The 18,758-nt window shown below is 72.2% G+C and carries 19 protein-coding genes; 10 read left to right on the forward strand and 9 right to left on the reverse strand.

Features of this window, described 5'->3' with window-relative positions; all coding sequences use genetic code 11:
• Positions 1-99: 99 nt before the first annotated feature.
• From OG885_RS03285 to OG885_RS03295, 3 genes are all read right to left on the reverse strand, one after another.
• Positions 100-474 carry a DUF6083 domain-containing protein gene (locus OG885_RS03285; protein ID WP_405725645.1) on the reverse strand — a complete coding sequence of 125 codons (375 nt, stop codon included), beginning with the start codon at positions 472-474 and terminating at the stop codon, positions 100-102.
• A gap of 182 nt (positions 475-656) precedes the next feature.
• Positions 657-2,066 (reverse strand): AMP-binding protein, encoded by a 1,410-nt coding sequence (locus tag OG885_RS03290; RefSeq protein ID WP_405725648.1) that lies wholly within the window; start codon positions 2,064-2,066, stop codon positions 657-659.
• 195 nt (positions 2,067-2,261) lie between these two features.
• Complete coding sequence (locus tag OG885_RS03295; RefSeq protein WP_405725651.1) at positions 2,262-3,335, reverse strand: endonuclease/exonuclease/phosphatase family protein; 1,074 nt, start codon at positions 3,333-3,335, stop codon at positions 2,262-2,264.
• Positions 3,336-3,422: 87 nt separating this feature from the next.
• On the opposite strand from OG885_RS03295, the gene vanR-Sc reads away from it, so the two are divergent.
• The 4 genes from vanR-Sc (at position 3,423) to OG885_RS03315 (ending at position 6,785) form a co-directional block, all read left to right on the forward strand.
• Entirely contained in the window at positions 3,423-4,094 is a 672-nt protein-coding gene (vanR-Sc, locus tag OG885_RS03300; RefSeq protein WP_399964070.1) for a VanSc-type vancomycin resistance response regulator transcription factor VanR, read from the forward strand.
• On the forward strand, positions 4,087-5,169 hold the full coding sequence (locus OG885_RS03305; RefSeq protein ID WP_405725655.1) for a sensor histidine kinase: 1,083 nt from the start codon (positions 4,087-4,089) through the stop codon (positions 5,167-5,169). The genes vanR-Sc and OG885_RS03305 overlap by 8 nt, the downstream gene beginning before the upstream one ends.
• Before the next feature lie 167 nt (positions 5,170-5,336).
• Entirely contained in the window at positions 5,337-5,741 is a 405-nt protein-coding gene (locus OG885_RS03310; protein ID WP_405725658.1) for a nuclear transport factor 2 family protein, read from the forward strand.
• 30 nt (positions 5,742-5,771) lie between these two features.
• Positions 5,772-6,785, forward strand: coding sequence for a threonine/serine dehydratase (locus OG885_RS03315; RefSeq protein WP_405725661.1), 1,014 nt, complete (start codon positions 5,772-5,774; stop codon positions 6,783-6,785).
• Here the strand turns inward: OG885_RS03315 and OG885_RS03320 are convergent.
• Complete coding sequence (locus OG885_RS03320; RefSeq protein WP_405725664.1) at positions 6,751-7,743, reverse strand: LysR family transcriptional regulator; 993 nt, start codon at positions 7,741-7,743, stop codon at positions 6,751-6,753. The two genes, OG885_RS03315 and OG885_RS03320, sit on opposite strands and share 35 nt — an antisense overlap.
• A gap of 217 nt (positions 7,744-7,960) precedes the next feature.
• On the opposite strand from OG885_RS03320, the gene OG885_RS03325 reads away from it, so the two are divergent.
• The 3 genes from OG885_RS03325 to OG885_RS03335 all read left to right on the forward strand — a co-directional run bounded on the left by OG885_RS03325 (position 7,961) and on the right by OG885_RS03335 (position 10,890).
• On the forward strand, positions 7,961-8,956 hold the full coding sequence (locus tag OG885_RS03325) for a transcriptional regulator (RefSeq protein WP_405725667.1): 996 nt from the start codon (positions 7,961-7,963) through the stop codon (positions 8,954-8,956).
• Positions 8,957-9,030: 74 nt separating this feature from the next.
• On the forward strand, positions 9,031-9,189 hold the full coding sequence (locus OG885_RS03330) for a hypothetical protein (protein WP_405725670.1): 159 nt from the start codon (positions 9,031-9,033) through the stop codon (positions 9,187-9,189).
• 189 nt (positions 9,190-9,378) lie between these two features.
• On the forward strand, positions 9,379-10,890 hold the full coding sequence (locus OG885_RS03335) for an FG-GAP repeat protein (RefSeq protein WP_405725673.1): 1,512 nt from the start codon (positions 9,379-9,381) through the stop codon (positions 10,888-10,890).
• Between the two features lie 63 nt (positions 10,891-10,953).
• Here the strand turns inward: OG885_RS03335 and OG885_RS03340 are convergent, their stop codons facing one another.
• From OG885_RS03340 to OG885_RS03350, 3 genes are all read right to left on the reverse strand, one after another.
• A complete protein-coding gene (locus OG885_RS03340; protein ID WP_405725676.1) occupies positions 10,954-12,063 on the reverse strand; it encodes a hypothetical protein in 1,110 nt (369 codons plus the stop codon).
• Positions 12,064-12,065: 2 nt separating this feature from the next.
• Positions 12,066-13,127 carry a hypothetical protein gene (locus tag OG885_RS03345; protein ID WP_405725679.1) on the reverse strand — a complete coding sequence of 354 codons (1,062 nt, stop codon included), beginning with the start codon at positions 13,125-13,127 and terminating at the stop codon, positions 12,066-12,068.
• Between the two features lie 353 nt (positions 13,128-13,480).
• Positions 13,481-13,900, reverse strand: a complete 420-nt coding sequence (locus OG885_RS03350; protein ID WP_405725682.1) for an alpha/beta hydrolase-fold protein — start codon at positions 13,898-13,900, stop codon at positions 13,481-13,483.
• A gap of 11 nt (positions 13,901-13,911) precedes the next feature.
• Here OG885_RS03350 and OG885_RS03355 point away from each other — a divergent pair, with 11 nt between their 5' ends.
• Entirely contained in the window at positions 13,912-14,430 is a 519-nt protein-coding gene (locus OG885_RS03355) for an adenylate kinase (protein WP_405725685.1), read from the forward strand.
• A 40-nt stretch (positions 14,431-14,470) separates the two neighbouring features.
• On the opposite strand, the gene OG885_RS03360 is transcribed toward OG885_RS03355, so the two are convergent.
• Both OG885_RS03360 and denD read right to left on the reverse strand, forming a co-directional pair.
• Entirely contained in the window at positions 14,471-14,992 is a 522-nt protein-coding gene (locus OG885_RS03360) for an AAA family ATPase (protein WP_405725688.1), read from the reverse strand.
• A gap of 53 nt (positions 14,993-15,045) precedes the next feature.
• Positions 15,046-16,077, reverse strand: coding sequence for a D-erythronate dehydrogenase (gene denD / locus OG885_RS03365; RefSeq protein ID WP_405725691.1), 1,032 nt, complete (start codon positions 16,075-16,077; stop codon positions 15,046-15,048).
• A 212-nt stretch (positions 16,078-16,289) separates the two neighbouring features.
• On the opposite strand from denD, the gene OG885_RS03370 reads away from it, so the two are divergent.
• The gene (locus OG885_RS03370) at positions 16,290-17,489 is read left to right on the forward strand and encodes a serine hydrolase domain-containing protein (RefSeq protein ID WP_405725694.1); all 1,200 of its coding nucleotides are present in this window, start codon (positions 16,290-16,292) and stop codon (positions 17,487-17,489) included.
• A gap of 17 nt (positions 17,490-17,506) precedes the next feature.
• Entirely contained in the window at positions 17,507-18,730 is a 1,224-nt protein-coding gene (locus tag OG885_RS03375) for a serine hydrolase domain-containing protein (RefSeq protein WP_405725697.1), read from the forward strand.
• The last annotated feature ends 28 nt before the right edge of the window (positions 18,731-18,758 follow it).

Genomic DNA, 18,758 nt, shown 5'->3' on the forward strand with positions numbered 1-18,758 from the left:
GCGCGTCCCCTCTCGCCAGCGGAATTCGTGCCCTCCTTACTCTCTTCCGTCGATCGGGGGCCGCCACCCGTCCGCGTGACACACCGTCACCCGTGTGCCTTACGGCCGGTCGGCGGGCAGGCACAGCATGCGATGCGCCGGTACGACGGGTTCGCCGGGCAGGGGATCGAGTCCGCGCACCCGTACCGCCACGACGTCGAGGCCGGCGAGCGACCGACCGGGAAGCCTCGTCAGACGCCAGCGGAAGGGCTCGGGAACGTCCTTGGCGGGCAGCGCGACCTCGGCGAGGCTGACCCATCGGTCGTAGTTGGTCGGGTACACGCGGACGGGCCTCGCGCACTGCGGACAGGTCGGCGGCTCGATCCATGACGGATCGTCAGGATCGGGCTCGGGTCTCGGCGCGGCCGTCGCTCCGTCGAGTCGCGCCATCTCGTTCGCGAGGACGTTCCAGCACCTCTCGCAGAGCCTGGCCATGAGATCGATCCGGCCACGATCGCGCACGGTCTCGCCGATCGCCCCGCAGCGATGGCATAACCACCCTTGATCCCTTGATGCCCCCATGTGTTCGATGATGAGTGAATACGACACGATTGCAGTAGAGGGCGATTCGGACGCGTCCGGTCGGCGCTGTTCAGCCGCGTCCCGACGCCGCCGCGCTACCCCTCGGCGAGGCGGCCGGTCACCGTCAGGGCACCGGTCTCGGTGGAGCGTGCGACGGTGCCGGTGCGGAGGTAGCCGTCGGGGGTGAAGGCGTGGGTGGTGCGGTCGGGGGCTCGGTAGTAGCCGCGCGGGGTGTGGGGGCCGCGGATGAGGAGTTCACCGGGCGTCCCGGGAGGGACGTCGTTGTCGTCGGCGTCGACGACGCGGATCTCGTCGTCGGGTGAGGGGGGCCGACCGTGGGTGGCGAGCGCCGCGTCGTCCGGGGCGGCGGGCGGGGTGAGGATGAGCAGGCCCTCCGGCGTGGCGTAGAGCTGCTGCACGCGGCAGGCCAGGTCGGTGCCCAGTTGCCGCGCGGTTCCTCGGTCCGCCGGCGCGCCGCCCATCTGGATGAGTCGCAGGCTGCTCAAGTCGGCCTGGTTCTCGGGGAGTTCCTCCAGCCAGCGTCGGGCGACCTCGGTCACCACCGAGGTGCAGGTGACCCGCTCACGGGCGATGAGGCCGAAGCACTCGGCCGGGGTTGGCTTCTCGGCCAGGACGGCGGTGCCGCCGACGGAGAGCGTGCCGAGGATGCCGGGGCAGCCGAAGGTGAGGGTGAACTCGGCGGGCAGCGCGGCGAGATACACGTCGTGCTCGGTGAGCGGGATCGACTCGGCGGCGGCCCGGACCTGGTAGGCGTAGTCGTCGTGGGTGCGCGGGACGAGCCGGGGCGCCGTCCCTGTGGTCCCTGTGGTCTCGGCGGTCCCGGCGGTCCCGGCGGTCCCGGCGGTCCCGGCGGTCCCGGCGGTCCCGGCTGAGAGAAGGAAGAAGGCCACCTCGTCGGCGCTCCGCGCCAGGGGGCGGTCGGGTGGGGCGTCCACGGAGCCCAGCGGGAAGTAGTGGCAGCCCGACGGGTCGGTGGCGAGTCCGCCGTACGGGGAAGAGGTGCCCGGCGCCTCGTAGATGAACACCCGCCGCAGGAAAGGCCATCGGGCCGCGATGTCCGCGGCCGTCGCCCGGTGGTCGACGCCCTCGTACGTCGAGGGAGCGACATAGCCGACGGCCTCACTTATCCGGGCGGCCTGGGCCACCTGGGCCGCGCGGTACGACAGCGGACAGAACACGGGAATCGCTCCCGCGCGCATCAGCGCGAACGCCGTGACGACGAGCTCGGGGACGTTCGGCAGCCGGACGACGACCCGTTGCCCGGGACGCAGGCCACGGAGCCGGAAGCCCGCGGCCATGCGATCGACACGCCGGTTCAGTCGCGCGTACGTGAGACGGGTGTCGCCCTGCACCAGCGCGGTCCGCGGACCGTACTCCAGGGCCCAGCCGCGCAGCAGGTCGTCCAGCGTATGACCCCGCCAGTGCCCGGCCGCCCGGTAGCGGTCCACGAACACCTCGGGCCAGGGCGTGCAGCCGTCGAGCATGGAACTCCTTCGCGCTCTTGTGGACAGGCGACCGGTCGGACTCGTCCGTCGCCCGGAGGGCCAGGGTGAGCGCAGCCACTCACGGTCAGTCTTTCCGCATCACGCCCGCTCCTCGTACTGGCGGAACCCACGAAGATCCGCGCCGCGCCCCGGTCTCCTCCACGAACGACCCGGGCCCGCCGGGAGGCGCCCCGCTCACCAGCTGATCCCGGCCGCCACCGGCAGATGGTCGCTGCCGGTGGCCGGCAGCACCCAGGAGCTCTTCGGCTCCACTCCCCTGACCAGGATCTGGTCGATCCGTGCCACCGGGAAACTCGCCGGCCAGCTGAAGCCGAACCCGTCCCCGGCCACCTCCTGGGCCGAGCGGAGCCGCGAGGTGAGGCCGGCGAGCGCACGGTCGTCGGTGGTGCCGTTCAGGTCGCCGAGCAGCACCAGGCGCTCACTGCGGTCGGCGGCTACGGCCTCGGCGAGCGCCTGCGCGCCCCGGTCCCGTGAGTCGGTCCAGAAGCCTCCCCTGGGCATGAGGCGTACGGAACCGAGGTGGGCCACGTACACCGTCAGCGGACCCTGGTCGGTGGTCACCGTGGTGCGCAGCGCCCGGTTGTAGCCCAGCTTCTCGTCGGCGGACTTGGCCTCGCCGAGCGGCCCCGCGTCCTGCTTGATGTCGACCGGCCCGGTGTCGGACAGGGGCAGCCTGCTCCACAGGCCGACCGTGCCCCGCACCGCGTGGTGGGGGTACGCCGTCGCCAGCTCCTTCTCGTACGTGCCGCGGTCCTGCTCGGTCAGCTCCTCCAGCGCCAGCACGTCCGCCCCGGACGCGGCCAGGTCGCGGGCGGTCGCGGCCGGGTCGGGGTTGTCGGCGCCGACGTTGTGGCTGACGAGGGTGAGATCGGCGCCGGAGTGGGACTTGTCGACGAGCAACCCGCCGTAGAGGTTCAGCCACACGGTCACCGGCAGCAGCAGCGCGATGACCGCGGAGGCCGAACGGCGCCACAGCGCCCCGGCGAGCAGCACCGGGACGAGCAGCCCGCACCACGGCAGGAACGTCTCCACCAGGCTGCCGAGGCTCCCGCGGTCCGTGATCCGCCCGTGGCCCAGCATGACCAGGCCCAGCAGCAACGCCAGGACCGCGAACACCGGGCCACGCTTCCAGGGCCCCCACCGTCCGACCGCCTTCTCCCCGGCCTGCTCGGCGCCGGTCTGTTCCCCTCCGGTCTGCTCCGCGCCGGCCTGTTCCCGCTCGGTCCGCGTCTCCACGCTCTGCCTCATAGGGCCAGTCAAGGCAGCGCGGTGTTGCCGACGCGTATGCGGTTTTCGATATGCCGACGATATGTGTCCGCTCGTAGCCTGGAGGGCATGCGTGTGCTGATCGTCGAGGACGAACCCTTCATGGCGGAAGCCATCCGCGACGGACTGCGCCTCGAAGCGATCGCCGCCGACATCGCGGGAGACGGCGACACCGCCCTGGAACTGCTGGGTGTCAACGCGTACGACATCGCCGTCCTCGACCGTGACATCCCCGGACCGTCCGGTGACGAGGTCGCCAAGCGCATCGTCGCCTCCGGCAGCGGTATGCCGATCCTCATGCTCACCGCGGCCGACCGCCTCGACGACAAGGCCTCCGGCTTCGAACTCGGCGCCGACGACTACCTCACGAAACCCTTCGAACTCCGCGAACTCGCGCTCCGCCTCAGGGCACTCGACCGCAGACGCGCCCACAGCAGGCCGCCCGTGCGGGAGATCGCGGGGCTGCGCCTCGACCCGTTCCGCAGGGAGGTCTACCGGGACGGCCGGTTCGTCGCCCTGACCCGGAAGCAGTTCGCCGTGCTGGAGGTCCTCGTCGCCGCCGAGGGCGGTGTGGTCAGCGCCGAGGAGCTCCTGGAGCGGGCGTGGGACGAGAACGCGGACCCGTTCACCAACGCGGTACGCATCACCGTCTCGGCGCTGCGCAAGCGGCTCGGCGAGCCGTGGGTCATCGCCACCGTGCCCGGTGTCGGCTATCGGATCGAGGGCGAGGACCGTGGATAGGCGGCCCGGGCTGAGCGTCCGCCTCAAACTCACCCTGAGCTACGCCGGATTCCTCATGGTCGCCGGCGCCCTGCTGCTCGCCGCCATCGGGTACTTCCTCCTGGAGGAGGGGTGGCTGCAGACCAACGAGAAGGGGGCGTGGCGAGCCACTCCGGGCACCACGTTCGTGCGCGGTTTCGCCCCGATGGCCGCCACGGTCATAGGGTTCCTCCTGATCTTCGGCCTCGTCGGAGGATGGCTCCTCGCCGGCCGTATGCTCGCCCCCCTCGACCGCATCACCCACGCCACCCGCACGGCCGCGGCGGGATCGCTCGCGCACCGCATCCGGCTGCCCGGGCCGCAGGACGAGTTCCGTGAACTCGCCGACGCCTTCGACACGATGCTCGCCCGGCTCGAAGCCCACGTCGCCGAGCAGCGGAGATTCGCCGCCAACGCCTCCCACGAGCTGCGCACCCCGCTCGCCATCTCGAAGACGCTCCTCGACGTGGCCCGCACCGACCCGGACCACGACCGCGACGAGGTCATCGACCGCCTCCACGCGGTCAACACCCGGGCGATCGACCTCACGGAGGCGCTGCTGCTGCTCAGCCGCGCCGAGCAGCGGTCCTTCACCCGCGAGCGGGTCGACCTGTCCCTCATCGCGGAGGAAGCCACCGAGACGCTGCTGCCCCTCGCGGAGAAGCGCGGCGTCACCCTCGAGACGACCGGTGACATCGCCCCCGCGGCCGGCTCGGGACCGCTCCTGCTGCAACTGACCACGAACCTCGTGCACAACGCGATCGTCCACAACCTGCCCGAGGGGGGCACGGTACGGGTCACGACCGGCGTCCGCCCCACGTCGGTGCTGCTCACGGTCGAGAACAGCGGTGGGTACCTCGCCCCGGACCTCGTCCCCACCCTCACGGAGCCCTTCCGGCGCGGCACCGACCGCGTCCACACCGACCACGCGGGCGTCGGCCTCGGCCTCGCCATCGTCAAGACCATCACCGAGGCCCACGACGGCACCCTGACCCTCACACCGCGCGCCGCCGGCGGGATCCGCGTCACCGTGGAACTGCCGGCCCTCCCTCCGTGAAGGCCCGGCCGGCCGCCCGCTAATTCGAGCAGGATCGAATCCCTTGCCGCCCGCCCCGGATCGGAGCCTCATGGAACGGCAGCGGGCGTCCCATGACCCATTGCCCCATAAACCAAGGCCCCATGGCCCCATGGCCCCACGAGCACAGACCAGTGAGGACGGCACACATGGCCGCAGAGTCACCGACCCAGACCGTGCAACGCCTTTTCCCGCTGCTCGCCGAAGGCAGGAGCGCGGAGGCCGCGGCGCTGTTCGCCGACTCGGTGTCGTTCTCCATCCCGCACCCGCCGGGCATCCCCTGGGTGCCCGAGGTGGACTCGGCGGACGGCATGCGGACGTTCTTCGAGTTGCTCAAGACCCATGTGCGGGCCAAGGAGTTCGAGCTGCGTCAGATCATCGCCGAGGGCGACGACGTGGTGTTGACCGGACGCATGGTCTCCGAGGTCAGGAAGACGGGCCGGGACATCGACACCGCGTTCGCCCTGCACACCACGGTCCGGGACGGGCGGATCACCCGATACCACCTCTACGAGGACACCTACGCCGTCGCCCAGGCCTGGTCCGGCAGCTGACAGCGCGCCCGCTCGCTACGCTCGGGCGCCATGCGGCAGACACGCCTCGACACCGCCCGGATCCGCGCGGCTCGCCAGGTGATCGACCCGGTGTTCCTCGACACCCCGCTGTACCGGTGCGAGGCGCTGGAGCCCGAGCTCGGCTGCGCGGTGAGCATCAAGCTGGAGACGGCGAACCCGGTCCGCAGCTTCAAGGGCCGCGGCACCGAGCTGGTCGCGAGCCGGCTCGCCGAGGACGGGGCACGGGCCGTGGTGTGCGCCAGCGCGGGCAACCTCGGCCAGGCCCTCGCCTGGTCCGCTCGTGGCCGTGGCCTCGACGTCACCGTCGTGGCGTCGCGCTTCGCGACCGAGGCCAAGCTCGACCGTGTCCGCGCGCTGGGCGCCCGGCTGGAGTTGGTGGACGGCGACCACGAGACGGCGCGTGAGCGGGCGGCGGCCATCGCGCGGCACGACGGGGTGCGGCTGCTGGAGGACAGTCTCGACCTCGAGACCTGCGAGGGCGCGGCGACCATCGGCCTGGAACTCGTGGACCGCCCCGCCACGGTCCCGCCGTACGACGCCGTCCTGGTCGCGCTCGGCGGCGGGGCGCTGGCCACCGGCGTCGGTCATGTGCTCAAGTCCCTCGCCCCCGGGGTCGAGGTGATCTGTGTACAGCCTCAGGGGGCGCCCGCGCTGACCCTGTCGTGGCGGGCCCGGCGCGTCGTCACCACCGACACGACCGACACCATCGCCGACGGGGTCGCCGGCCGGTTCCCCATCCCCGCCGTGCTGGACGACCTCCTCCTGGTCGCCGACGACGCCGTCCTGGTCCGGGAGCCGTCGATCGTCACCGGGATGCGGCTGCTGCTCGACCACGCCGGTCTCGTCGTCGAACCGTCGGCCGCGCTCGGCATCGCGGCGATCCTGGAGGACCGCGCACGCTTCGCGGGCCGGCACGTGGTGACGATCGTGTGCGGCGGCAACGTCGACATGGGGGCCTACCGCCGCTGGATCGGCCCCGCCGCCCCGCTCACGCCGGATCAGGGGGTACCGGGGGAGCTTTGACGTCCGTGTCCGCGGTGTCCGGTTCCGCGGTCCGCGCCTCGTGCAGGACCTGGCGGGCCACTTCGCGCAGCGCGGACACGGCGGGCTTGTCCCGGTTCTCCGGGAGCCAGGCGAGTTCGGCGGTCGAGACGCCCAGCTCCGGGACGTCGACGTAGGTGAGGCCGGCCCGTGGGTACAGGCGGCGGGCCGCGGCGGGCAGGAAGGTGATCGCTTGCTGCTGGGTGACGGCGAGGACCATGCTCTCGGTGTCCCTGACGACCGGTCCGTAGCGGACCCGCGTACCGTCCGGGCGCGGATTGACCGTGAGGTGGTCCCACCAGGAGCGGGGCACCTCCGGGGGCATGTCGACGACGACACGGTCCGCGAGCTGGGCGAGGGTGAGCACGTCCCGGTCGGCCAGTGGGTCGTCGGCGGGCAGGCAGACCACGCGGGTCTCGGTGGCCAGGTGCAGGGACTGGATGCCCGGGGGCAGCGGGCCGCGGAGGAAGGCCGCGTCGACCTCGCCGGTGCTCAGCTTGCTGAACATGTCGAGGAAGGACAGGTTGCGGACCTCTGTCTCCAAGTCGGCGTGCGAGCCGCGGAGTCGGGTGAGGATGGCCTGGGCGTAGGGCATGGCGGCCTCGGCGCCGAGGCTGCCGATCCGCAGCCGGCCACGGGTCGTACCGGCGTGGACGTCGGCGGCCTGGAGCAGCCGGGCCATGGCGTCGACCACCGCCCTCGCGTCCTGGACGAGAGCCTGGCCGGCGACGGTGAGCCGTACCGCCCGGCCGCCGCGTTCGACGAGTTCGACGCCCAGCCGCTGTTCCAGCGACCTGATCTGCTGACTGAACGCGGGCTGGGTGACATAGACCCGTGCGGCGGCTCTCCCGAAGTGGAGTTCCTCCGCGAGGACGAGCAGCAGCCGGAGTTGGTGAAGGCTCGGTTCGCGCGTGGCACCAACCCCACGACCAGGTCTCATACAGGGAAGTCTATCGAGCGGGAGCCGATCCTCTCCGCTTCCGTTCTTCCGGTCCCGCGGCGCTCTGGAAAGGATCGACCCAGTCGCCGGGCCGGCCCGGGGCCCGAGCGGCCCTTGCCGCCGAGGGGTCGGCAAGGGGGCCGGTGTCGCAGCCCGGTCCGGCGGCCCGAGCAGCACCTCGCTGATCGGGTGCCCCCAACACCCTCGAGGAACGCCCTTGCTTCGCATCCACTTCGGCTGGAGCGATCTGCAGAACGTGCGGATCGCCCGGCAGCCCGACCCGCTGTGGGAGTTGATGTGCGCGATCTGCCGCTGGCAGACCCACCAAGGACCACTGGCCTTCGGACACTGGCGCAGAGAGACCACCGAGCGGCTGACCCAGGACGCCCGGGCCGCGCATGCCCTGCGCATCCTGCGGACGTACGTCCCGACCTCCGGATACATCCCCGACTTCCTCACGCCCACGGTCACCGGTGAGGGGCTGGAGGCCGGCCTGGAGGCCGTCCGGGCCACACCGCGTGACCGGCTGGCACTCGAACTGACCAGGCTCGCCGCGTCGACGCGCTTCCCACGACGGGTGAGAGGCCTGTACGAGCCGACCTTCGGTTCACTCATGCTCGTGGCGGACGTCATGCGGCACTCGTTCCGCACGCTGCTGGAACCGTACTGGGAGCAGGTACGGTCCGCCGTGAGCGACGACGTCTGCCTGCGCACACGAACGCTGCTGGACGGCGGAACCGCCGCGCTCCTCGACGGTCTGCGTCCGTTCGCCCGCTGGAACCCGCCGTACCTGGACGTCGACTATCCCGTCGACCGGGAGTTACGGCTCGAGGGCCGCGGGCTGGTGCTCGTGCCCTCCTTCTTCTGCTGGCGCAGGCCCACGGCCCTGGCGGACCCCGGGCTCGATCCGGTCCTCGTCTACCCCGTCACCAAGCAGCCGATCGAGATCCTGCGCACCGGTGGGGAACGCCTGGACCGGCTCCTCGGCCGGACCCGCACCGCCGTCCTCGTCGACGTGGCGGGCCATCGCGTTCGTACGACGACCGAGGTGGCGGTCTCCCTGGGGCTGGCGCCGGCCAGCGCGAGCTACCAGATCGGTGTGCTGCGCGGGGCGGGCCTGGTCGTCAGCCACCGCGACGGAAAACACGTGGCCCACTCGGCCACACCCCTGGCCCACAGCCTGCTGGCCGGCACGGGGGCGACGATTCGATGAGCGTCGAAAGCATGGCAACGCCCGGAAGACCTGTGCCAACGTCCCGGTGACCGGCGAGAGAACAGGGGAAACGCATGAACCTCCGCAAGCGTGTGCTGACCGTGGTGTTCCTGACAGCTGCCGCACTGGGTGCTCTCGGCGCACCGGCCATGGCCGTGCCCATGCCCTGGGAGACCAGCGGGACACCCACGACCGTCCTCACCGTGCAGTGCGGCAATCCCTGCTACCAGTAACCAGGCGCCCCGTCCCGCAAGTTCGCCGACCACGACCCTGTGTGTCGGGGCTCCGCAACAGATGTCACCGGCGTGTCACAGCCCTCCCGGGCACCACAACTGCCCGGGGGACACCGGTGTCGAACCCTGCGTCGGAACAGACCAGCCGACCAACTGACTGACCATCAACCTTTCACGGGGGAAACAGACATGAGCTTCACCCTGCGCACCGGCCGCCGTACCGCGGGTTCGGCCGCCGTCGCCGCCGCCTCGTTCCTGCTGCTGGCCGGCGCCGGCATTGTGGCCGCGCCCAGCGCGTTCGCGGGTGTGCCCGGCGGCACCGCCGCGGCCGACCGCAACAGCGACTTCGACGGCGACGGCTACAACGACGTCGTCATCGGCGCTCCGGACGGCACCGTCGACGGCAAGGAAGGCGCCGGGTACGTCACCGTGCAGTACGGCGCGCCCAACGGCATCGGCACCAACAACACCGTGCCCCGGGGCGGCGTCCAGCTGGTGAGCCAGTCGACCAAGGGCGTCCCGGGGACGTCCGAGTTCGGCGACCGCTTCGGGCAGGCCGTGGCCACCGGGGACCTCGACGGCGACGGCTACGACGACCTGGTCGTCGGCGCTCCCGGCGAGGACGAGGGCACGATCGAGGACGCGGGCCGGGTGACCGTCCTGTACGGCTCCGCGCAGGGCCTCGACACCGAGCGCACGTCGAGCATCACCGCCGCCCGGCCGACCGCCGACGCCCGCTTCGGCCTGGCCCTGGCCGCCGCACGTTTCACCGGGGACATCGACGGCGACCAGCTCACCGTCCTCGACCAGGCGGGCCTGAACGTCTTCACGTACCACGCGGGCGTCCTGCGCCAGGTCGGCACCCCGCACTCCACCGGTCACGCCCTCAACGGCGCCTACCTGACCACCGGCGACTACGACCACAACGGCTTCGCCGACCTCGTCGTCTCCGGCTACAGCCCCGACGACGACTACACCAAGGGCTGGTCCGCCCTGTACGCCGGCGGCACCGAGGGCCTCGCCTACCAGCGTGACCTGCACGGCGGTCTCGGCTCGGCCTCCGGCGACATCAACGGCGACGGCTACGACGACCTGGTCGTCGGCCAGCTCAGCGCCGTGGACGAGTCCACGGGCGACGCGAACGCGCTCGGCGGCCTCGTCGGCGTGTACTACGGCGGCGAGGACGGCCCGTCCGGCACCCAGGGCCCCGACAGCGGCGCGCAGTGGTGGTCGCAGAACTCCCCCGGCGTACCCGGCACGGGTGAGCGCGGCGACGCCTGGGGCAACGACCTGTCCGTGGCGGACGTCGACGGTGACGGCCGCGCCGACGTGGCGGTCGGCGCGCCCGGTGAGGACGTGGGCACGGTCGCCGACGCGGGCGCGGTGTGGCTGCTGCGCGGTTCGAAGGCCGGGCTCACCGGCACCGGTGCCCAGTCCTTCGACCAGAACACCGCCGGCATCCCCGGTACGGCCGAGGCGAGCGACGCGTGGGGCGCCCAGGTGCGGCTGGTCGACACCAACGGTGACGGCCGCGCCGAACTCGTGGCCGCCGCGCCGGACGAGAACGCCGGCGACGGCGCGGTGTGGCTGCTGCCCGCCGGCGGGAGCGGGCTGCGCGCCGACGGCTCCTCGTCCTACGGGGCGGCGGCTCTCGGCGGCAACGCCCACGGCGCCCACTTCGGTTCGGTGATCGACGAGTAGCCGATCCGTCGAGGTACGGCTGCGACGAGCCGCAGGGGGCGGCTCGTCGCACCCGTACCGCGCTCAGCCGAAGCGCAGGACGCGCGGGGCGAAGGTCCCCTCGGGGCCGTCGGCGCGGCCGACCGACCACACCTGCGCCGTGCCCGGCACCGGCGCCAGCCGCAGTGTCCTGGAGTGGCCCTCCCCGGCCACCGCGGGTTCCTCGTACTCGGTGAACGCCTCACCGTTCCAGGCGAGGAAGTCCGGTCCGGGGACGAGCGGCGGAGTGCTGCCGGGCGGGCCCCACTTCTGCGAGCGGGCCACCGCGATCCAGCCGAGCCCGCCGGACGCGGTGGGCGCGAGTGAGGTGATGCCGCCGAAGTCGGTGGGCACGGTCACGTGGCTCCAGCTCTGCCCGTCGAAGCGGACCAGCAGGGGCGGGATCGGCCGCCCCGGCGGGCCGCCGACGAACCCGGCGGTGCCGCCCGCCCACACCTCTGTCGGGGAGACCGCCAGCACGCTGCCCACGGCCGACCGCGGGAATCCGTCCACGATCGTCTGCGTCCAGGACTGTCCGTCCCAGTGCGCCACCGCCGCGCCCGCGCTGGTCTCCCCCGCGGCCCAGACGTCGTCGGCCGCCAGGATGTGCAGGCCGTACACGGACCCCGGCGGCACCGGGACGTCCCGCCAGCCGTTCCCGTCCCGCCGCAGCAGGGCTTGTGCCCCGTCGCGCGAACCGATCAGCCAGGTCTCACCGCCGCCGGCGACGACCTCCGTCAGCAGGACGCCGCGCGGCGGCCGGGTCTCGTTCCAGGTGACTCCGTCGGAGCGCAGGAGTCGGGCGCCGCCCGCCGCGTCACGGCCGACCGCCCAAATGGTGGTCGCCGAGGTCGCCGCCACGGACAGCAGCTCGCCCTGCCAGCCGGTGCCGGGCAGACTCTGGCGCTGCCACGCGGTGCCGTCCCAGCGCAGCACCAGCGGGAAGCCCGGTGCCTCGCGGCCGACGGCGTCGGTGCCGACCGCCCACGCCCGGTCCGGCCCGGTCGCCACGGCCTCGTTCAGCGCGGCCTGGGGACGGACCTGGGCCGGGAGCGGCAGATGCTGCCAGGACGTGGTCCGCGCCGCGGCCGAGGTCATGAGCGGCATGGCGGTCAGGGCGGCGGCGAGGGCCGTGACGAGAAGTCTGCGGGTCATGGTCAGCCTCCCAGCCGCTCGCTCATCAGGTTCGGTTTCGACCCGTAGATCTCGGCGGTCCCGAAGGACAGCAGCGCGGTGCCGGCCTTCGCGAGGACACTCGGTCTGACGTCGATCGCACCGGTGCGCTCCGGGCCGTAGGAGAAGGTGGCGCGTGAGCCGTCCACCCGCGCGTACCTGGACTGGAACGCGCGGTCGCTGCGCGTCGGCAGCCACAGCGCGCCGTCGGGGCCGCGCACCATGCCCTCGGTGTAGGTGTCGCCGAGAGGAGGGTGAGTGGTGTGCCAGGCATGTCCGTTGAAGGTGCTCAGGTAGGTGCGGGACACGCCGTCGGTGTACTGGCTGCCGCCGATCGTGATCCGGCGGGACGGTTCGAGCAGGATCGTGTGCACGTTGCTGTCGGCGGGCAGCGGCACCTTCGCGTCCCGCCACACCGTGCCGTCCCAGCGCAGGACGGCGGTGCCGGTGCTGGTGTCCGCCCAGGCCCAGGCGTCGTCGGCGCTCCGCGCGGTGACCCCCATCAGGAACAGCACACCGTCCGGGGTGGATTGCGTGGTCCAGCCGGAGCCGTCGTAGCGCAGCACCTTCAGGCCGGTGTCGTCCTCGCCCACCACCCACGCGGCGCCCGGTACGGCGGTGAAGTCCTGGTAGGTCCACAGGGTTCGCGGCAGCGGGACGGCGCTCCAGCCGTTCGCCGACCGGCGCAGGATCTCCCCCGCTCCCGCGCGGTCGTGGAAGATCCACACCTCCTCGCCGACGAACTGCACCTTGCCGAGCCGGCCGAGGTCGTCGGCGCCGGGGAAGGAGGTGTCCCGGCTCCACGCCGTACCGTCCCAGCGGTACAGCATCGGCCGCGGTCCGTCGGCGGCGTGCTCGTACCCCGTCGCCCACGCCTCGCCCGGCCCGCGGGCGGCGAGATCGGACACCGTCACCGGCGGGGCGGCCGCCGGTACCGGGAGCACCGACCAACTCGGTGTGGGCGGCGCGGCCGATGCCGAGGGCGGCGACAGGGCGGCCGCGCACGTGATGAGCAGACAGACGATGACCGCACGGAGACCGTTCACGAGACCTCCCAGGCTGCGAAGGCCGCACACCGTACGGGCGTTCACCCCCCGGTGAACAGGGGGCATTCGGCCATCACGGGCCCCGCCGGCCCCGCGCCCCGGTCAGTGGCCCGGCCGCAGGGCGTCCAGCAGCAGGGGCAGGGAGCGGTGGAGTTCGCGCTCCCAGTAGGGCCAGTCGTGGGTGCCGGGACCGTAGAAATCGGTGGTGAGCCGCACTCCGGCCGCTTTCAGCCGGTCGGCGACGGCGTGGCGACCACCCTGCGGTGGCCCGCGCCGTGGCCGTGCTCCAGCAGGGGCAGCAGCTCCCGCAGATGGAAGGTCTCCCAGGCCGGGGAGCCGCCCTTGCCGTGGTTTCACCAGTCGCTGTACCAGCCGTACTCGCCGCCCTCGGGCATGACGACCAGGGTGTCGCGCAGCTGGGGCGTGGTCGCGACGTCGGTCTCGCGGGTCCAGCTGTCGTACGTGTCGCAGCAGCCGTGAAGCAGGAGCAGCACCGGCCACCGCTGGTTCTTCCGGCGTTCGTCCCAGTCCTCCGGGGTCAGCAGCCGGACCTTGGCGGGGCGTCCCAGTGCGGGTGAGGAGACGGTCAGGTCGACCAGCCGGGGCCCGACCTCCTCCTGCGCCACGACGCGGACGCCGCCGGGCCCACCGCCCTCCTCACCACCAGCCGCCGCGGCCGCGGTTCCCGGCAGAACCGCCATGACCAGGGCGACCACTACGCCAGACTGCTGGTCTTCGACGGAAGGCAAAGTTCCGGCGGCAGTCGAGTGCAAGGAGTGCACCCTTGGAACGGATCTTGGTGGTGGGTGTCACCGGTGCGGGCAAGTCCACGCTGGCCCGCACCCTGGGCGGTCGGCTGGGCCTGCCGTACCACGAGATGGACGCGCTGTACTTCAACGGCCCCGACTGGGCCGTCAACGACAGCCTCACCGAGGACGTGTCGCGGCTCACCGCCGAGCCCCGCTGGGTCGTCGACTCGCTCGGGTACCCGGAAGTCCGCGACCTGCTGTGGGAGCGCGCCGACGCTGTGATCTGGCTGGACTACCCCAAGCGCGTCGTCATGCCGCGTGTCCTGCGCCGCTCCTTTCGGCGCAGCGTCACCCGCGAGGCGCTCTTCGGTGGCAACCGGGAGACGTGGCGGGGCTGGCTGAGCCGGGAGCATCCGGCCTGGTGGGCGTGGTCCCAACACGGCCCCCGGCGCCGGGAGATCGAGCGCCGGGTCCGCGACCCCCGTTTCGCCCCGCTCGACACCCTCCGCTTCGACCATCCCGACGCCACCCAGGCATGGCTGTCGTCCGTCTGACCGGCGCCGGTCTCCGGTCAGGGACGTCGACCCCGTGCGGCTACCGGCCCTTCCTCGCCGCGGACAGGAACCCCAGGGCCGTCGCGACGTTCGACGGCAGATCGGTGGTCGTGTCCAGCACCAGCCGGTGGTCGGCCCATGGCGCGAACTCCTCGCGAAGCCGCCGCACCGCCTCCCACGTCGGCTCGGTGAAGCCCTCGATCCCGCGCGACCGGCTCTCCAAACGGCGGCGGTGCGCGGCCTGATCCGAACAGACCACCTCGACGAACACCACCGGAACGCCGCGGCGCTTCCCCAGTGACCGCCACTGTTCCCGCGCCGCCTCCACGGCGTTGACCGCGTCGACGATCGCGCTCTGGTCCAGGGCGAGCACACCGTCCGCCACCGCTTCCGCGACGACGTACGCGGCCGGGCCGGTGGGCTGGTCCCGGCCCACCCCCGCGCGCCACATCGCCGCCTCGATCGGGTCGACGGACACGACTGGGGCGGCCAACGCCCGCCCCAGGGCCTCGGCGACCGAACTCTTTCCCGTACCGGGCAGCCCCGCCATCACGATCAACACGGCGAAAGCCTCGCATGTCGTCCACTGCACCGCGGCGGCAACGGGCTTTCCCTTCACCCGAGTTGTCGTGGGCGGAGAGGGTCCGTGAGCGCCTCGGGGTGGTCGGTGGCGTAGTCCCGTACGACCGCCTCGAAGCTCGGGTCGGGCAGCAGGCCGAGGTGTGCGGCGCGGCTGTTGTCGAAGTCCGCGGGCCAGGAGCCCACGACGGTCTCCACCGCCGGGTCGGGGGCGAGGGACACCAGGTCCGCGGTCCGGGCGCCGGCCAGCCGCCGCAGTGTGTCGAGCATGCCGGCGACCGAGACGGTGAGCGCGGGCACGTTGACCGGCGTCGGTCCCTGGACCTGTCCGGGTCCGCCGCCGTGCCCGGCTTCCGCGATGCGCAGCAGGGCCTGGACCGTGGTCCGCGGGGAGGCCAGGGCGAGCCGCATGTCCGGGGCGACCGGGCAGACGGTGGGCCGTCCGGCGAGGGGCTCGCGGATGATCGCGGAGACGAAGCCGGACGCGGCCGCGTTGGGCCTCCCCGGTCGTACCGCCACCGTCATCAGCCGGGCCACGCGTCCGTCGACGTAGCCGCGGCGGGTCATGTCCGCGATGAGGTGCTCGCACATCAGCTTCTGTGTGCCGTAGCTCGATCGCGGGGTGGGCAGCGTCGTCTCGCTGACCGTCGGCGAGGGGTCCCCCGCCGACGGCCGGCCGTAGACGGCGATGCTGCTGGTGAAGACCACCCGTACCGTGGGCCCGCCGGTCGCCGACTGCGCCCGCGCCGCTTCGAGGAGCGCGCGCGTGGCGTCCACGTTGACGCGCATCCCGAGGTCGAAGTCGGCCTCGCACTCGGCGGACACGGCCGCGGCGAGATGGAACACCACGTCCACCGGCTCGGCGAACACCTCGTCCAGGCACGCGACCAGGTCGCCGTCGACCACGCGCGTGAGCGGGTCCGCGGGCTGCCCGTCATCGGGTGGAGCCTGGCGATCGACCAGCACCAGCCGGGTGACCGGTGCGCCGGCGAATGTCCGCGCGCGCAGGAGTTCCCTCACCAGCAGGCGTCCCACGAACCCGGACGCCCCCGTCACGACGATCCTCACTCGCCTCTCCCTCTCACCAGAAAGTCAGCAGACGGTCATCAGACAGTCAGCAGCTCACACGATGGCGCGCCCCGAGGCGATAGGTACGTCAGAGCGATTCGTACGACGCGAACGGGTGGACTCGTACGACCGGAGCCCGTACGACGAACGCGCGCTCACGGCCCGGATGGTGACGTGACTGCCTCCCCCAGACCTGGAAGAGGCACCGAGACGTGAGACGACGTATCCCCACCCGCAGTGTCCTCGCCGCAGCGCTGCTCGTGGCGTCCCTGCTGACCCCGCTGGCGGCGGCCCCCGCCACCGCCGCCCAGCCGCCTCGCACGAGCGTCGGTGAGGACGACTGTCCCCGGCACGAGCTCGATCCGAAGCTGGTCTCGCGGCTGGACACAGCCATCGAGAAGGTCCGCCGGGAGGCCGGAATCCCCGGTGTCGTCGCGGGGCTGTGGATGCCGGGCAAGGGCAGCTACGTCCGCGCCACCGGTGTCGCCGACAAGGCCACCGGCCGGCCGATGACCTCGGACGTGTTCGTCCGGATCGGCAGCGAGACCAAGACGTTCACGGTCACCGCGCTGCTCGAACTCGTCGACGACGGCCTGATCAGGCTCGACGACCCGATCTCCCGGTACATCCACGGCGTGCCCAACGGGCATCGGATCACGCTGCGCCACCTCGCCGAGATGCGCAGCGGCCTCTACCCCTACACGGCCGACGCGGACTTCCAGCACGACCTGCTCAGCGACCCGGCACGGTCCTTCACCCCGCGGGAGGTCCTGGCGTACGGCTTCAAGCACAAGAACACCTTCGCGCCGGGCGCGAAGTTCGAGTACTCCAACACCAACCTCGTACTGCTCGGTCTCGTGGTCGAGAAGGTCAGCGGGCGCTCCCTCACCGACTTCCTCGACGAGCGGGTGCTGCGGCCCGCCCGGCTGCATCACACGCTGCTCCCGCGGGACTTCGAGTTCCCCCGGCCGCACCCGCGCGGGTACACCAACCAGACGCTGACCGGTGAGGTCGCCGACAGCACGGACTGGAACCCCAGCTGGGCCTGGGCTGCGGGGGCGATGATCTCCGATCTGCGCGACCTGCGGCGCTGGGCGAAGATCGTCGCCACCGGCACGCTGCTGCGGCCCGAGACCCAGGCGGAGCGGCTCACGATGCTCCCCACCGGCTTCCCCGGCACCAAGTACGGCCTGGGCATCTTCGAGAGCGGCGGCTGGATCGGGCACAACGGGTCCATCCCCGGCTACGAGACGGTCACCGTCTATCTGCCCTCGAAGAAGGCCACCCTGGTGCTGATGATCAACACGGACATCTTCTCCGAGGGCCAGGAGCCGTCCACGCTGCTCGCCCGGGCGATCACCGAGATCGTGACGCCGGACCACGTGTACGCCCGTCCGATTCCCCCGAAGTAGAGAGGATCGCCTCCGCCATGAGCCCCACGCACCGCCCCTCACGGTCCCGCCTCGCCGCCACGGCCGTCACCGCACTCCTCACGCTCCTCGCCCTCGGCACCCCGGCGACGGCGGGCGGAAACGGCCACCACCGGCCGTGTACGAGGTCCCAGTCCCCGGATCACGGACCGGCCCGCGACATCGTGCGGATCGCCGAGCGGGCCAAGGCCGAGATGGACCTGAAGTCCGTGATCGTCCGGGTCACCGTCGACGGCCACGACGTCGTCACGACCGCGCTCGGCAGGTCGATGACGGGGGTCCCGGCCGATCCCGCCATGCACTTCCGCAACGGCAACATCGCCATCAGCTACCTGGGCACGGCCCTGCTGCGGCTGGTGGACCAGGGAGTGGTCGGTCTCGACGACCCCGTCAAGCGCTGGCTCCCCGACCTCTCGCACGGCGAGAAGATCACGCTGCGCATGCTGGCCGCCTCCACCACCGGTCTCGTCGACTACGTCCGCCTCCCCGCGTTCCAGAAGGCCGTCGTCGCCGACCCGTTCCGGCAGTGGACGGCCAAGGAAGTGGTGGCCCTCTCCACGAGCGAGCCGCGGTGGTACGAGCCGGGCACCAACTGGAGTTACTCGCACGCCAACTTCGTCCTCCTCGGCGCCGCCCTCGAGAAGATCACCGGCACCCGGCTGGACGTCCTGCTCCAGCGGGAGGTCATGGGTCCGCTGAACCTGCACGAGACCCGCAACAGCTTCACGCCCGACATCCCGACGCCGGTCCTGCACGCGTTCACCGACGACCGGGGGACGTATGAGGAGTCCACGTTCTGGAACCCCTCCTGGACCACCGCGCCCGGCGCGGTCCAGACCACCGACATCTGTGACCTGGCCCGCTCGGCCGCCGCCATCGGCGCGGGCGAGCTGCTCTCCCGCGCCTCGTACAAGGAGCTGCTGAACCCGGGGACGGTCGGTCTGGGCCACGCCACCCGCACGTGCCCGGCCACGGTCTGCATCGCGAACACCGCGGCCACCCACTACGGCATGGGTGTGCTGGTCCTGGGCGACTGGATCTCCCAACACCCGCTGTTCTTCGGCTACTCCGCCTCCATGGACTACCTCCCCTCCGAGCGGCTGGCGATCGCCGTGTCCACCACCCAGGGCCGCAAGGCGGCGGACGGCCACAGCGCCCACACGATCGCCCAGCGCATCACCGCCGCCCTGGCCCCGGACCACCCGATCCCCGACTTCGGCTGAAACACCTCCGCGCGACATACGGCGGCGG

This window comes from Streptomyces sp. NBC_00028 (assembly GCF_045041065.1).
GTDB lineage: Bacteria > Actinomycetota > Actinomycetes > Streptomycetales > Streptomycetaceae > Streptomyces.